The 13,878-nt window shown below is 57.3% G+C and carries 12 protein-coding genes; 1 reads left to right on the forward strand and 11 read right to left on the reverse strand.

What is annotated here, in order from left to right:
* Positions 1-465 precede the first annotated feature (465 nt).
* Together HGO37_RS24675 and HGO37_RS24680 are read right to left on the reverse strand one after the other, a co-directional pair.
* Positions 466-1,170, reverse strand: coding sequence for a glutathione S-transferase family protein (locus HGO37_RS24675; RefSeq protein ID WP_250985679.1), 705 nt, complete (start codon positions 1,168-1,170; stop codon positions 466-468).
* A gap of 24 nt (positions 1,171-1,194) precedes the next feature.
* Positions 1,195-1,953 carry an SDR family NAD(P)-dependent oxidoreductase gene (locus HGO37_RS24680; RefSeq protein WP_250985680.1) on the reverse strand — a complete coding sequence of 253 codons (759 nt, stop codon included), beginning with the start codon at positions 1,951-1,953 and terminating at the stop codon, positions 1,195-1,197.
* Between the two features lie 173 nt (positions 1,954-2,126).
* Here HGO37_RS24680 and HGO37_RS24685 point away from each other — a divergent pair, with 173 nt between their 5' ends.
* A complete protein-coding gene (locus HGO37_RS24685; RefSeq protein WP_250985681.1) occupies positions 2,127-3,026 on the forward strand; it encodes an AraC family transcriptional regulator in 900 nt (299 codons plus the stop codon).
* 670 nt (positions 3,027-3,696) lie between these two features.
* Here the strand turns inward: HGO37_RS24685 and HGO37_RS24690 are convergent.
* From HGO37_RS24690 to HGO37_RS24730, 9 genes are all read right to left on the reverse strand, one after another.
* Positions 3,697-4,287, reverse strand: a complete 591-nt coding sequence (locus HGO37_RS24690; protein ID WP_250985682.1) for a HutD/Ves family protein — start codon at positions 4,285-4,287, stop codon at positions 3,697-3,699.
* A gap of 9 nt (positions 4,288-4,296) precedes the next feature.
* The gene (gene hutU, locus HGO37_RS24695) at positions 4,297-5,970 is read right to left on the reverse strand and encodes a urocanate hydratase (protein WP_192489383.1); all 1,674 of its coding nucleotides are present in this window, start codon (positions 5,968-5,970) and stop codon (positions 4,297-4,299) included.
* Between the two features lie 11 nt (positions 5,971-5,981).
* The gene (gene hutG / locus HGO37_RS24700) at positions 5,982-6,782 is read right to left on the reverse strand and encodes an N-formylglutamate deformylase (RefSeq protein WP_250985683.1); all 801 of its coding nucleotides are present in this window, start codon (positions 6,780-6,782) and stop codon (positions 5,982-5,984) included.
* Between the two features lie 2 nt (positions 6,783-6,784).
* Positions 6,785-8,320 carry a histidine ammonia-lyase gene (gene hutH / locus HGO37_RS24705; protein ID WP_250985684.1) on the reverse strand — a complete coding sequence of 512 codons (1,536 nt, stop codon included), beginning with the start codon at positions 8,318-8,320 and terminating at the stop codon, positions 6,785-6,787.
* On the reverse strand, positions 8,317-9,555 hold the full coding sequence (hutI, locus tag HGO37_RS24710) for an imidazolonepropionase (protein ID WP_250985685.1): 1,239 nt from the start codon (positions 9,553-9,555) through the stop codon (positions 8,317-8,319). The genes hutH and hutI overlap by 4 nt, the downstream gene beginning before the upstream one ends.
* The gene (locus HGO37_RS24715) at positions 9,552-11,060 is read right to left on the reverse strand and encodes an HAL/PAL/TAL family ammonia-lyase (protein ID WP_250985686.1); all 1,509 of its coding nucleotides are present in this window, start codon (positions 11,058-11,060) and stop codon (positions 9,552-9,554) included. The genes hutI and HGO37_RS24715 overlap by 4 nt, the downstream gene beginning before the upstream one ends.
* Positions 11,053-11,877, reverse strand: a complete 825-nt coding sequence (locus tag HGO37_RS24720; RefSeq protein ID WP_192489378.1) for a quaternary amine ABC transporter ATP-binding protein — start codon at positions 11,875-11,877, stop codon at positions 11,053-11,055. The genes HGO37_RS24715 and HGO37_RS24720 overlap by 8 nt, the downstream gene beginning before the upstream one ends.
* The gene (locus tag HGO37_RS24725; protein ID WP_250985687.1) at positions 11,870-12,727 is read right to left on the reverse strand and encodes an ABC transporter permease; all 858 of its coding nucleotides are present in this window, start codon (positions 12,725-12,727) and stop codon (positions 11,870-11,872) included. Before HGO37_RS24725 ends, HGO37_RS24720 begins: the two co-directional genes overlap by 8 nt.
* A 107-nt stretch (positions 12,728-12,834) precedes the next feature.
* Positions 12,835-13,869, reverse strand: a complete 1,035-nt coding sequence (locus tag HGO37_RS24730) for an ABC transporter substrate-binding protein (RefSeq protein ID WP_250985688.1) — start codon at positions 13,867-13,869, stop codon at positions 12,835-12,837.
* Positions 13,870-13,878: the final 9 nt, after the last annotated feature.

Below are 13,878 nucleotides of genomic sequence, written 5' to 3' on the forward strand. Positions count from 1 at the left end.
ATCCAACAGCGCGTGAACGCAACTGTCGTCCTTATGTTCCATAAGAATGCAATGTTTGTGCAATTTTACGGACCTGCGCGCCCATGTCAGGACGAGAGATGTTGTTGACAATCCCGTTGTTCTTTTTCAGCTTCGTCTTTGATATAGAGTGGGCCCATCTGAAAACCTCTAAAAATAGATATCCCTATTTATACCGAAACGATATCCAAACTGTAATAACAAAGACTAAAATAGCCGGATTTGGCCTGTTTTTTCAACGGCGTGAACGTGCTTCGGTTGCTCTTCAATTTTGACGGTTGGAACCGATACAGGCACAGCCGCAGACGACAACAGCATTTTATTCTCGTCTATCGGATCCCACTGCTTGAAAACTTTGCATCCCATTGCTCAAGGATGTGCGCCGGGGTTTCCATTCATCGCGAAACTCAAGGGAAAGCGTGTTGCGCGCGCTATTGGAGGGGTCGGTCATGCTATTAATTCTTGGGATTCTGGTTGTTGAGCCGCGATCAACGCGCCATGCTGACGCAGGTGGTGGCGAAACAGGTCGGGATAGGTGTCGATAACGGCGTCCTTGACGCTGGATCGCTCGGCAAGTGCCACGCGCCACGCCGTCACACGGGGCAGACCAGCAAAGATCGGGTCCACCAGTTGGCGATTGAGGATCCCGAAATAGCGGAACAGAGGCGCGTAGACCGCATCGACCAGACCAAATTCTGCTCCGCCGAAATAAGGGCCGTCGCCCAGTTCGGCCTCGATCTTGCTCAGCCGATCGCGGAAGGCGGCTCGCCGGACGTCGGCGGTCGCCATGTCCTTGGCGTGGAGGAACTGCCAGCCCTCCGTAAAGGTCTGGGTGGCGAATTCGATCCACGCGCGATGTCGAGCGCGCAGCAACGCATCGTCGGGATACATCGCCGCGCCGCCCTGCGTCTCGTTCAGATATTCGCAGATGACCACGCTTTCGAAAAGGATTGCGTCTTTGCCGCTCAGTTGGCGCACCTTCAGCACCGGTACCTTGCCGGTCGGCGACAGGGCCAGAAACCAGTCGGGCTTGGCGGATAGATCGATGTTGACCCGGTCAAACGCCACCCCCTTTTCGAGGAGGACGATCGCGGCACGCTGGACGAATGGGCACAGCGGGTGGCTGACAAGAGTGAGGTTTTGCTCGGTCATGATGGTGTCTCGATGCACTATAGATCAGAGCGACTGGCCGCCCGACACGTCGAATGTCGTGCCGTTGGCCCAGCCGAAATCGTCGGACAGGATCGCCGCGACCGCGCCACCGATATCGTCGGGCTGACCGACGCGGCCAAGCGCGATCTTGCTCGCGACGAAGGCATGAGCCTGTTCGTCGTCGCGGACCCGGCCACCGCCGAAATCGGTGGCGATGGCACCGGGCGCGATGGCGTTGACGCGGATCTGCCGCGCGCCGAGTTCCAGCGCCATGAACCGGGTCAGCGTCTCGAGCCCCGCCTTGGCCGCCGCATAAACGCCGAAGCTGGCCATCGACGTGCGGGTGAAGCCCGTCGACACGTTGAGGATGCGTCCGCCGTCAGCGATGAACGGTAGCAACGCCTGCGTCAGGAACATCGGTCCACGCAGGTGCATGTCGATCATCATGTCGAACTGTTCCTCGCTGGCGTCAGCGACCTGCACGTGGACGACCGCACCGGCGTTGTTGACCAGATAGTCGAACCGGTCGCTGTCGAAGCGGTTCCGGAGCGTCTCGGCGAAGGATGCGGCAAAGACCGGAAAGCTTGCCACCTTGGTGACGTCGAGCGCGAGCATCGCCGCTGTGCCGCCCAGCGCTTCGATCTCGCTTGCCAGAGCATCGGCTTCCGCGGCGCCTTGGCGATAGGTGCCGACGATGCCGACACCGCGACGGGCGAGGTGCAGCGCCATGCTGCGACCGAGGCCGCGGCTGGCGCCGGTAATGAGTGCAATCTTCTGTGACATGGCTACGTTCCTTGTGATTTGGATTTTCCGGACGGCACGCCGCTGAGGCGTCGCGTTCGCTGCCAGTGGAATAGGCGATCGCTGTGTCCGATACCCCGCCTAATGCTCTCAATTGTTTGCCTGATTGTCTCAAGCGCTTTGCATGCGTGAAGATTGGTGTCATAGTCCTAGGCATGACCGATAACCTACAGCCGCATCGCGATCTCGCATTCCGCCATGGCCGGACCGGAATGACCTTGACGCCAATCCCGCGCTTGGAAATCGGCGTAGGACAGGCAACCTCAGGAACCTCGCCGTGTCTCTACCGCTCGATGATCTGCTTTATTCTGCAGGGATCGAAAGAGGTGGTTATCCATGACGACCTGCTGCGTTACGACGCGTCTCAATATCTGGTTAGCGCACTCGATCTGCCTTTGAGCGGACAGATCCATGACGCTGACAACGGCAGCCCTTACGTGTCGGTTTCGCTGGTCCTTGATCCGGCTCTTCTCGCCGAGGTCGCATCGACGATGCCGGCGGTGCGTGACGCGGAATCACCAGGCAGCGGCATTGCGATCAATCCGATGACGCCCCCGCTGCGCGATACGCTGCTACGACTGCTGGCGTTGCTCGACACGCCGGCGGACATCCCGGTGCTCGCGCCGATGGCCGAACGCGAATTGCTCTATCGTCTCCTGCAAGGCCCGCAGGGGCGACTGTTGCGCCACATCGCCCGCCCGGAAGGCGCGATCGGCGGCATCCGCCGCGCGGTCGAATGGATTCGAGACCACGGCAATAGGCGGCTGCGGATCGAGGCGCTGTGCGAAGCCGCCGGCATGAGCCGCGCCAGCCTTCACCGCCACTTCGTTGCGCTGACGGGACTGAGCCCGATCCAGTATCAGAAGCAGCTACGCCTTCAGGAAGCACGTCAATTGCTGCTCGCTGGCGACCGTAGCGCCTCCGATGTCGCCTATGCGGTCGGCTATGAAAGCGCCTCGCAATTCAGCCGCGAGTATCTGCGGCACTTCGGAGCTCCGCCTGTACGCGACGTGCGCAAGCTCAGGCAGTCGATCGACAATCAAATAATCAATTAGACGGCCGTCAATTGGCTGGGAAGTTGTCGACTCAAATCGGCCCAATCCTCTCTGGTCAAAGGTTTTGAGATGAGCGTCTTGGGCCAACTTTTGACGATATTCGACTCCCGTCAGCTAGAGGATAGGCGAAGAAGCGTATGACCTCAGCTCGCCGATTAGAGAAGTGGCCGCATAGCGGGGCGGGACCGGCTACGCCCCGGATCATGACCGCTTCCTTCTAGAACGACGACGAGCGCGTATTTTGCTGAAATCATCACTCATCATCAGCGCACCAGAACGATAGCAACAAGCCTTAGTAGCTTTCTGATATGCATCCTCGAAAGCCGGGTGCCGACCAAGGTTGGTTTACGGTTTGCCCAATTTACCCGTGCCCTTGGCCGGTGATCAACGGCCTACAGATGCCAGCTTGACGTGCCTTTGGGTATCCACCCAAGCCGCTCTTTGCCTCCTGATGAGAACCGTCTCGGGACGACAACGAAGCGACGTCGCGTCCGCGCCAAAAGCTCGGCATGGTCGGAGCAAATGCTTCTATTGTCACCGCAATCGTTCATGCAACGCCGGCCCGCAGGACAACATGGCTTAACGGTTATATCGCTCTCGGTCTTCGGCCACAGGTCGGCGCTGTCGCAATAGGTTTCAATTGACGGGAGATCCAACAGGCTGCCAAAACTCACATGGAGCGAGGTTGTTTAAAGTCGATTCCGATGAGGTAGGCCACTGCGGTGTTTTCTGCAGTGAAATGTACCGATTCATCGAAACCTATATCGACGAGAGTATCAAACGCGCCGGCTTGCAACGGCCGATCTTCGATAACGCACTGGGCTCGCTCGGTAAAAACGATGATTGTAACATCATGCTTGCCGGTGACCGTTTTGACGGTCGCCAAATCCAGACGTTTCATCACATGGGTCGCGTGATCGCGCAGCGTCATGATGTTGAGATCAGTTGTTTCCCCGCCATCATTGACGGCCTCGACAATAGCCTCTCCCAAGAAATTGAAAGGCGTCCCAAGCGCTACAAGTTTCGTGCTTGGGTTTCCGTCAACGATCAATTGTACAGTATTGCCTTTCAGCGCGACGATGGACCGGTCGATACCAGGAAACACGGAGAAAGGGCCTGAACCCTTGATCGTGGCGAGGCTGACCCGCCACAGGAATTGCGCGCCATCCACGGTAGACGGTTCCAGCGCCACCTCATGGGTGACGCCGAGGCCATTTTTCCATGGCATTGTTTTGTGTTCACTGGCGCGCAAAAGTCTCATTGTGCTGCCTCAGTTTCCAAGGATACCGGGCAAACGAAGGCCCTTTTCCTTGGCGCAATCCAACGCGATGTCATAACCGGCATCGGCATGGCGCATCACACCGGTTGCCGGGTCGTTCCACAGCACGCGCTCAAGACGTTTGGCGGCATCATCAGAGCCATCAGCGCAGATCACAACGCCGGAGTGCTGCGAAAAGCCCATGCCAACGCCACCGCCGTGGTGCAAGGAAACCCAAGTTGCACCGGAGGCCGTGTTGAGAAGGGCATTGAGCAGTGGCCAGTCAGACACGGCGTCCGAACCATCTTTCATGGCTTCGGTTTCGCGGTTTGGCGATGCGACCGAGCCGCTGTCGAGATGGTCACGGCCGATCACGACCGGCGCCTTCAATTCACCGTTTTTGACCATCTCGTTGAAGGCGAGAGCCAGGCGGTGTCGATCACCCAGACCAACCCAGCAAATACGCGCCGGCAGGCCCTGGAAGGCTATGCGTTCGCGTGCCATGTCCAGCCAATTGTGCAGGTGTTTGTTGTCTGGCAGCAGTTCCTTGACCTTGGCGTCCGTCTTGTAGATGTCTTCCGGATCGCCGGAAAGAGCGGCCCAGCGGAAGGGGCCAATGCCACGGCAAAACAGCGGACGAATATAGGCCGGAACGAAGCCCGGGAAAGCAAAGGCGTTTTCGAGACCTTCCTCCTTGGCCATCTGACGAATATTGTTGCCGTAGTCGAGTGTCGGAACGCCCATGTTCCAGAAATCCACCATGGCCTGAACCTGAACCTTCATGGAGGCGCGAGCCGCAGCTTCGACGGCTTTGGGGTCACTTTCCTGTTTTTCGCGCCATTCGGCGACGGTCCAACCGGATGGCAGATATCCATGAACCGGATCATGTGCCGAGGTCTGGTCCGTGACAACATCAGGGCGAATGCCGCGCTTCACGAGTTCCGGGAAGATATCAGCGGCATTGCCAACAAGACCCACGGACTTTGCTTCACCTGCCTTCGTCCACTGTTCGATCAGGGCCAGTGCTTCGTCCAGCGTGTGCGCTTTTGCGTCGACATAACGGGTGCGCAGGCGGAAATCGATGCGGGTTTCATCGCATTCGACGGCAAGGCAGCATGCGCCTGCCATGACAGCGGCGAGAGGCTGAGCACCACCCATGCCGCCAAGACCACCGGTCAGGATCCATTTGCCGGTCAGGTTGCCGTTGAAGTGCTGGCGACCCGCTTCAACAAAGGTTTCGTAGGTTCCCTGAACAATACCCTGCGTGCCGATGTAAATCCACGAACCGGCAGTCATCTGGCCGTACATGGCCAGACCCTTGCGGTCGAGTTCGTTGAAATGTTCCCAGGTTGCCCAATGTGGAACGAGGTTGGAATTGGCAATCAAGACACGGGGCGCATCCTTGTGGGTGCGGAAAACACCCACCGGCTTGCCAGACTGTACCATCAAGGTTTCGTCTTCGTTGAGGTCTTTTAATGTGGCGACGATACGGTCGAAATCTTCCCAGGTGCGGGCTGCACGGCCAATGCCACCGTAGACCACTAGCTCATGCGGACGCTCGGCTACATCGGGATCCAAGTTGTTCATCAGCATGCGCAGAGGCGCTTCTGTCATCCAGCTTTTGGCGTTCAGCTCAGTACCCTGCGGGGCGCGGATTTCGCGTTCGTTATGGCGTGGGTTTGTCATGCTTTATCCCCTTATCGTTTGCTGGCGAGCGCAAATTGCTCCATGCGCGTCAGAATGGTTTTGAGATGTGTGCGAAGCTGTCCGGCCTTGTTGTCGTCATAGGCAAAGGGCGGTGCTTCCGTGATGAGGTGGGTGGATTGCGCCAGTTCCATTTGAATGGCGTGTACTCCGGTCTGTGGCTGGCCGTAATGACGGGTTGTCCAACCGCCCTTGAAACGACCATTCAGGATGCTGGTGTAACCTTCGGCGGCTCCGGTCACCTCAACCGTAATCCTCTCAATGGCTGGATCACAGGTTTTGCCGAGATCGGTACCGATGTTGAAGTCCGGCAGCTTGCCCTCGAATAGAAAAGGAATATGCGAGCGAATGGAGTGGCAGTCATAGAGAATGGCGATGCCGTGAATGGATTTTACCCGCTCGATTTCGGCCGCAAGCGCGGCATGATAGGGTGCGTGGAATGTCTGCAATCGGTACGCCATATCGGCTTCAGTTGGTTCACATCCGTCCTTCCAGATCGGTTTACCGTCAAAATCCGTGTCCGGAACAAGCCCGGTGGTGTTCTGGCCGGGGTAAAGGCTGGTGCCGGAGGGATCACGGTTTGCATCGATGACATAACGATGGAAGGTAGCGCGCACTGACGTCGCATCTTCCAGCAGATCGCGATAGAGGTCATGAATATGCCAATCGGTATCAGCCAGGATCTTGCCGTTGTCATTCAGACGGTCATGGATATCTGCCGGAACTTCGGTGCCGGTGTGTGGCAGACCGAGAATGATCGGTGAGGTGCCTTGGCGACGCTCGAAAGCCGGCATGTTCACGCCTCCAGCTTAGGCAGAATACCGTCGGAAATCGCGGCGACCAATGCGCCGGATGCGACGAGGTCGGAGGCGTGCTTGAGATCCGGCGCCATGTAACGATCGTCCTCCAGAGATGGGATGATGGCGCGAAGCACGTCGATTGCCTTTTGCAGTTCCGGGCTGGTTTTCAGCGGACCGCGAAGCTCGACGCCCTGGACAGCCGAAAGTGCCTCAATGCCGAGAATGGCGAAGAGATTTTCGGTCATGGGGAGAAGACGGCGCGCACCATGGCATGCCATGGAAACGTGGTCTTCCTGATTGGCAGAGGTCGGTGTGGAATCCACGGATGCCGGATGCGACATCTGTTTATTTTCGCTCATCAGTGCCGCCGAAGTTACCTCCGCTATCATCAGACCGGAGTTCAACCCAGGCTTTTTGGACAGGAAGGCGGGCAGGCCGTAGGAGAGGGCTGGATCCACCAGAAGCGCGATGCGGCGCTGGGCAATAGCACCGATTTCGCAGATCGCCAGGGCCGTCTGATCGGCTGCGAAGGCAACCGGTTCTGCGTGGAAGTTGCCGCCAGATACCACCGAATTGTCAGAGAGAACCAGCGGATTGTCAGTTACCGCATTGGCTTCGATTTCCAGTGTGCGGGCAACCTGTCGCAACAGGTCAAGGCATGCACCATCGACCTGCGGCTGGCAACGAATGCAATAGGGGTCCTGTACGCGTTCGTCGCCTTCGATGTGGCTGACGCGAATTTCTGAGCCTTCGAGCAGTTGACGCAGGGCAGCACCGGCATCGATTTGGCCCTTGTGGCCGCGCAAGGTGTGAATATCGGGGTGGAAAGGCGCGGACGATCCCATTGCCGCGTCCGTCGACAATGCGCCCGTGACAAGCGCTACTTGTGCAGCGCGGTGAGCCCGGAACAGGCCAGCCAGCGCGAGCGCTGTGGAGGTCTGTGTTCCATTGATCAGTGCCAGGCCTTCTTTCGCGGCCAGTACGACAGGTGACAGACCTGCCTTTGACAAAGCCTGTGCTGCAGGAAGTGCGTTGCCTTCATAGAAGGCTTCGCCTTCGCCCATCATTACGGCTGCCATATGCGCGAGGGGTGCCAAATCGCCGGAGGCTCCGACCGAACCCTTCTCGGGAATGACCGGAGTAACGCCTTTCTCCAGCATGTCTTCGATCAGGCGGATCAGGTCCAGCCTTACACCGGATGCACCACGGCCGAGTGAAATCAGTTTCAGCGCCATGATAAGGCGAACAACATTTTCCGGCAGTGGAGCGCCGACGCCGCAGCAGTGCGACAGGATCAGATTGCGCTGCAGGGTCGCGACATCGGCGGCATCGATCTTGATCGAGGCCAATTTTCCGAAGCCGGTGTTGATGCCATACACTGGTGCATTGCCAGCTGCGATTTCGGCGATGCGGTTTGCCGCTTTTTCGATGGCAGCATCAAAGCTGCGGTCGAGGACGACATTTTCATTTTGCCAGTAAATTCGGGCAAGATCGGCAAGCGGCACTGAGCCGGGATGAAGTGTAATGGTCATGAATGACCTCCCATAAATGAAGGCGAGAGAGCGCTGACATCGCCGGCGAATACGCGGGCATGCAGTGGATTGAACCCTATGCGGTAAACCAGTTCCGCGGGTTCGTTGATGTTCCAGATAGCAAGATCTGCGCGTTTGCCGGCCTCGATGGTGCCGATCTCGGCAAGGCGGCCAAGTGCGCGCGCAGCTTCGCGGGTGATGCCGGCAATGCACTCATTCACTGTCATGCCAAAGAGTGTGGCCGCCATGTTCATGGTCAGCAGCAACGAGGTCAGCGGAGAGGTGCCGGGATTGTTGTCTGTGGCCAAAGCGATTTTGGTGCCGTGTTTGCGGAACAGATCAACCGGCGGCTTGCGGGTTTCCCGGATGAAATAAAACGCGCCCGGCAACAGGACGGCAACCGTTCCGGCCTTTGCCATGGCAGCCGCGCCTGCATCGCTTGTATATTCGAGATGGTCGGCTGAAAGCGCACCGAATTCGGCGGCAAGGGCCGCTCCCGACAGATCGGAAAGCTGGTCTGCATGCAGCTTTACCGGCAGGCCAAGTTCCAATGCGCTGTTAAAAACCACACGCATTTCCTCAGGCGAAAAAGCGATGCCTTCACAAAAGCCGTCGACAGCATCTACCAGCCCTTCAGCATGGGCTTTGTGCAGAGCTGGCAGGACAACATCCTGAATGAAGTTGACGTTTCTACCCTTGTATTCTGCTGGCGTAGCATGGGCGCCGAGGAAGGTCGTGTTGACTGAGACGTTGCGGGCTTTCGCCATCGTGCGGGCAACCCGCAACATCTTCAGTTCATCTTCAACTGTCAGGCCGTAGCCGGACTTGATCTCGACCGTGGTGACGCCTTCGGCCAGGAGTGTGTCCAGACGTGGCAGGCTCTGGGCAATCAGATCATCTTCACTTGCCAACCTTACCTGCGATACAGATGACACGATGCCGCCGCCAGCGCGGGCTATTTCTTCATAGGTTGCACCGTTCAGGCGCATCTCGAATTCGCGGGCGCGATTGCCAGCGTGCACCAGATGGGTATGGCAATCGATGAGGCCGGGCGAAATCCAGCGACCTTCGCAATCGATGGTGTGTGTTCCGGCCGGAGCGCTGATCTCTTCAATGGGTGCTACCTGAAGGATAACACCGTTCTCAATCAGGATCGCACCGTTTTCAATGATACCGAGATCGGAACGGTCGGATTGCATCGTCATCAGACGAGCATTTGTCAGAAGCGTTTTCATGGAAGTCTCTCCGGCTCAATGACCGATGTGTTGCCAATCACCGCAGACAGGGTTGCAACATCGGTATTCAGAGGGCGGTCATCATGGTAGGCCGCAATATGCGTACGGATCAGCTCGTACACCTGGCCGGTCTTCACAGCCTTGGCAGCAGGCTTCGGCTGCACGTCATAGGCTTGTGCGGCGGCCAGCAGTTCGATTGCCAGCACGGTCTGCAGGTTTGAAACGATCGAAAGGGCCTTGTCCGCCGCCGGTGTCGCATGGGTGAGGATATCTTCCTGCAATGCAGAGGTGATCCCACCATCAAGACTTGCCGGGGCTGCAAGACGACGGTTTTCCGCAACCAGTGCTGCGGCCGTATATTGAATGATCATGTAGCCGGAGAACACGCCGCCTTCGGCCGCCAGAAAGGCAGGCAACCCGCTGACAAGCGGATTAACGAGGCGGTCGATCCGCCGCTCGGAGACCGCGGCCAGTTCAGCCGCTGCGGTTGCCAAACTGTCCATCGCCAGACCAAGTGCGGCACCCACAGCATGGGCCTGTGAATGGACCAGCGGGTTGTTGGCGCTGCCGGTGACGACTGGATTGTCGGTGACGCTTTCGAGTTCCTGATTGACGACATCGCCAGCGTTTACGAAGGCGTCTCTGACGGCTCCGTGTATTTGCGGCACGGCGCGCAGGCTCAACGGGTCTTGCGTACGGCTGCCAGCGGACTGCGCCAGCAGTTCACTTCCTGCCAGCCAGTGACGCAGTGTTTTGCCAACCTGCTGAAGTCCTTGCGACTTGCGCAAGGCAAGCGGCTCTGCTGCAAACGGATCGGACTGACTGCCAAGATTTTCATAGGTCATGGCGGCGCTGACATCCGCCCAGTCGAGCAGACCTTCTAGCCGCGACAAGGCAAGGCTGGCCAGACCGGTTGCGCAAGGCGTGCCGTTGACGAGGCTCAAGCCTTCTTTTGCCTGAAGTGTCAGGGTCGAAAGACCCGCCTGTTTCAGAGCCTCTGCTCCAGAGATGACGTTTCCTTCAAAAACGGCTGTGCCTTCACCAATCAGCACCGTTCCGATCGCGGCTGCATGGGTGAGGTATCCGATAGAACCGCCCAACGGAATGACCGGCAATATGTTGGCATTCAAAAGTGTGAGCAAAGCTTTGACGGTGTCTGGATGAATGCCGGAAAAGCCGTGCGCAAAATTGGCAATCTGTGCGGCCATAATGGCACGTGTCGGTGCCTGTCCTAGTGCTGGGCCAACACCACAGGAATGACTGAGCAGGATATTGCGTGACAATGCCTGCTGTTTGTCCCTGTCGATGATGACATCACACAATGCACCAACACCGGTGTTGATGCCGTATCCACGAATACCGCGCTCCACCAATGCATCGACAATGTCGCGTGCATTAGAAATTCGCTGCCATGCCGCTTGCGACAACTGCAGTTCGGCTCCATTGGCAATCGCACCGATGTTGCGCCAGGTCAGCGGGCCGTCGAGGATGATGGTCTCAGGCATGGGGTGTCACTCCCGCACGTCGTTGAACGAACCGTGCGACATAGTCATTGGCCGGATTGTTGAGAATCTCATGCGGCGTTCCGACCTGAACCAGCTTTCCATCCTTGAGAATGGCGATTTCGGCGCCAATGCGCAGCGCCTCATCCAGATCATGGGTAATAAAGATGATGGTCTTGGAGAGGTTCTTTTCCAGCTGCAGCAACTGATCCTGCATATCGCTGCGGATCAGCGGGTCGAGCGCAGAAAATGCCTCGTCCATCAGGATCACGTCGGTGTCTGCGGCAAGGGCTCGCGCCAGTCCGACACGTTGTTTCATGCCGCCAGACAGCTGATGCGGGAACTTGTTCTCGTAACCTGAGAGGCCAACCATCTCGATCCATTTCATGCCGATCGGATTGGCGTCTGCCTTGCTGAGGCCCCGCACGCGCTGGCCGTAGGTGACGTTCTGCAACACGGTGCGATGCGGCATCAAGCCGAAGTTCTGAAACACCATGCTGACGCGGCGTGTGCGGAATTCACGCAGGTCACGGGCGGAAAGATCGAGCACATTATTGCCGTCAAAAATGATCTCACCGCTGGTCGGTTCGATCAGCCTGTTGATGTGGCGAACAAGTGTTGATTTTCCTGAGCCGGAAAGCCCCATGATCACAAAAATCCGTCCGCCGCCGATCTTAAGGCTGATGTCGTTCAGGCCAACACTGCATCCTGTCCGCGAAAGGATTTCGGATTTTTCAACGCCTTCACGCGCCAGTGCCAACGCAGCCTTGGAGTTCCCGCCAAAAATCTTGAAAACGTTTTTGATTTCGATGTCAGTCATTGGGGCCGTCCTTTTGTCTGGATTGACCAAGGCTCTGGGTGATCCGGTCGAGCACGATGGCGAGAATGACGATACCAATGCCAGCTTCCAGACCCTTGCCGACGTCCAGTGTCTGGATGCCGTTGAGAACCTGTTCGCCAAGGCCGCGTGCACCGATCATCGAGGCGACGACAACCATGGAAAGCGCCATCATGATTGTCTGGTTCAGACCGGCCATGATGGTGGGGGTTGCCAGTGGAAGCTCCACACCGAACAGGATTTGTCGTGGGCTACCGCCAAAGGCTGTCGCAGCTTCAACCACTTCACTGTCAACCTGACGAATGCCGAGGTCGGTGAGGCGGATCAGTGGCGGAACCGCGTAAATGATGGTGGCGAGAACGGCGGGTACCTTGCCGAGACCAAACAGCATGATGGCCGGGATAAGATAAACGAAACTCGGCATGGTCTGCATGACGTCGAGAACAGGAAGGGTGATGCGCCGCATGATGCTGCTTTTGGCCAGCCAGATGCCCAGGGGCACGCCGATGGCAACCGAAATGACCGTTGAAATCAGCATCAGTGCCAGGGTCTGCATCGTCAGATCCCAGAGACCGAGAGCGCCGACCACCATCAGCAATATTCCCACCATGGCGACCAGAGAAACCTTGCGGCTTGCAAACCAGGCAAGCGCCATGAAGGCAATCAGGACTGCCCACCATGGTAAACCGCGCAAAATCCATTCGAAGAATAGAATGGCTTGCAGGATGGTTTGTGAAATTGCTTTGAATACAAAGCCGTAATTCACGACAAGGTTTTGTACGAACTCGTTTATCGGCCCGCGAATGGAAATGTGTAAGGCATCAGGAAACATCGCTTAAGCCCTCGGTATGGGAGACGGAAGAAAAGAACAGGGGCAGGGAATGTGCAAGGTTGCGGCAAACGCTGTTGGTTCGCCGACCCCGCACATTCCCGTTCTGTTTAGTTGAGGGAGGCTTCGATCTTTGCCTTGGCTTCAGGTGAAACCCAGCCACCCCATACGTCGCCCTTCGTCTTCAGGAAACGTGCCGCTGCAGCCGGAGCGTCAGCCTTTTCGTCGACCATATAGGCAAGGCTTGCATTGACTTCGTCCAGTGGGAAGGTTGCCTTTTCGAGGATGCTGACGATTTCAGGCGCTTCTTCCGCAAATGTGCTGTTGATACCGTAAGCGACTTCAACAGCCGGGAATGCACAACCGGCTTCACGCTTGCCCGTGGCGCTGGTCAGCTCTTTCCAGCATTCTGCATTGTAGGTTGGCTCTTCCAGCTGAACGAGCTTGAACTTGCCCATGATTGCCGTCGGGTTCCAGTAGTAAAACAGGACTGGTTCGCCCTGAAGGTAAGCGGAGCTGATGCCTGCATCGAGTGCCGTGCCTGTGCCTGGGCGGAAGTTCACGTAGGTTTCACCCAGCTTGTAGGCTTCAAGCTTTGCGGTGTTGACGCCTTCACATGTCCAGCCCGATGGGCAGTTCAGGAAACGACCCTTGGATGGTTCTTCCGGGTCCTTGAACAGTTCAACAATTTCGGGATTGGAAAGCTGGTCGACACTTTTCAGATCAGGCGCCTTGGCTTCGATGCCACGGCTTGCATCGCCCTTGACGAGATATTCTGGCACGAACCAGCCTTCGGATGCGCCGACAAATGTCTTGCCGATCGACTTGACCTTGCCAGCTGCAGAGGCTGCATTCCAGACGTCAGAACGGCCAATCCACTCTTCGGCGAAAATCTGCACATCGTTGTTTGCTGTTGCCTGTTCGAGCGTCACGGAGTTACCGGGAATGGAGTCGACCTTGCAGTCATAACCCTTTTCGAGAATGGTCTTCATCACCTCGGTAATGAACGAGCCGCTTTCCCAGTCAATGCCCGCGAATGTAACGGTTTTGCCGTCGCCGCAATAGGATGCCTGGGCCGAACCGACAGAACCGCCAAGGATCATGGCCGCGGCTGCAATTGTATATTTCAATTTGTCATTCAACATTATGTTCCC

Origin of the sequence: Rhizobium sp. CG4 (assembly GCF_023701965.1) — a bacterium.
In the GTDB taxonomy this organism is placed as follows: Bacteria; Pseudomonadota; Alphaproteobacteria; order Rhizobiales; family Rhizobiaceae; genus Agrobacterium.

Excerpts from the sequence above, each read along its gene's own strand:
- HGO37_RS24675 (WP_250985679.1), bottom strand. The coding sequence starts at position 1,170 with ATGACCGAGCAAAACCTCACTCTTGTCAGCCACCCGCTGTGCCCATTC.
- HGO37_RS24680 (WP_250985680.1), bottom strand. The coding sequence starts at position 1,953 with ATGTCACAGAAGATTGCACTCATTACCGGCGCCAGCCGCGGCCTCGGT.
- hutH (WP_250985684.1), bottom strand. The coding sequence starts at position 8,320 with ATGACCATTACACTTCATCCCGGCTCAGTGCCGCTTGCCGATCTTGCC.
- HGO37_RS24730 (WP_250985688.1), bottom strand. The coding sequence starts at position 13,869 with ATGTTGAATGACAAATTGAAATATACAATTGCAGCCGCGGCCATGATC.
- HGO37_RS24725 (WP_250985687.1), bottom strand. The coding sequence starts at position 12,727 with ATGTTTCCTGATGCCTTACACATTTCCATTCGCGGGCCGATAAACGAG.
- HGO37_RS24685 (WP_250985681.1), top strand. The coding sequence starts at position 2,127 with ATGACCGATAACCTACAGCCGCATCGCGATCTCGCATTCCGCCATGGC.
- HGO37_RS24715 (WP_250985686.1), bottom strand. The coding sequence starts at position 11,060 with ATGCCTGAGACCATCATCCTCGACGGCCCGCTGACCTGGCGCAACATC.
- hutU (WP_192489383.1), bottom strand. The coding sequence starts at position 5,970 with ATGACAAACCCACGCCATAACGAACGCGAAATCCGCGCCCCGCAGGGT.
- HGO37_RS24690 (WP_250985682.1), bottom strand. The coding sequence starts at position 4,287 with ATGAGACTTTTGCGCGCCAGTGAACACAAAACAATGCCATGGAAAAAT.
- hutI (WP_250985685.1), bottom strand. The coding sequence starts at position 9,555 with ATGAAAACGCTTCTGACAAATGCTCGTCTGATGACGATGCAATCCGAC.
- HGO37_RS24720 (WP_192489378.1), bottom strand. The coding sequence starts at position 11,877 with ATGACTGACATCGAAATCAAAAACGTTTTCAAGATTTTTGGCGGGAAC.
- hutG (WP_250985683.1), bottom strand. The coding sequence starts at position 6,782 with ATGCCGGCTTTCGAGCGTCGCCAAGGCACCTCACCGATCATTCTCGGT.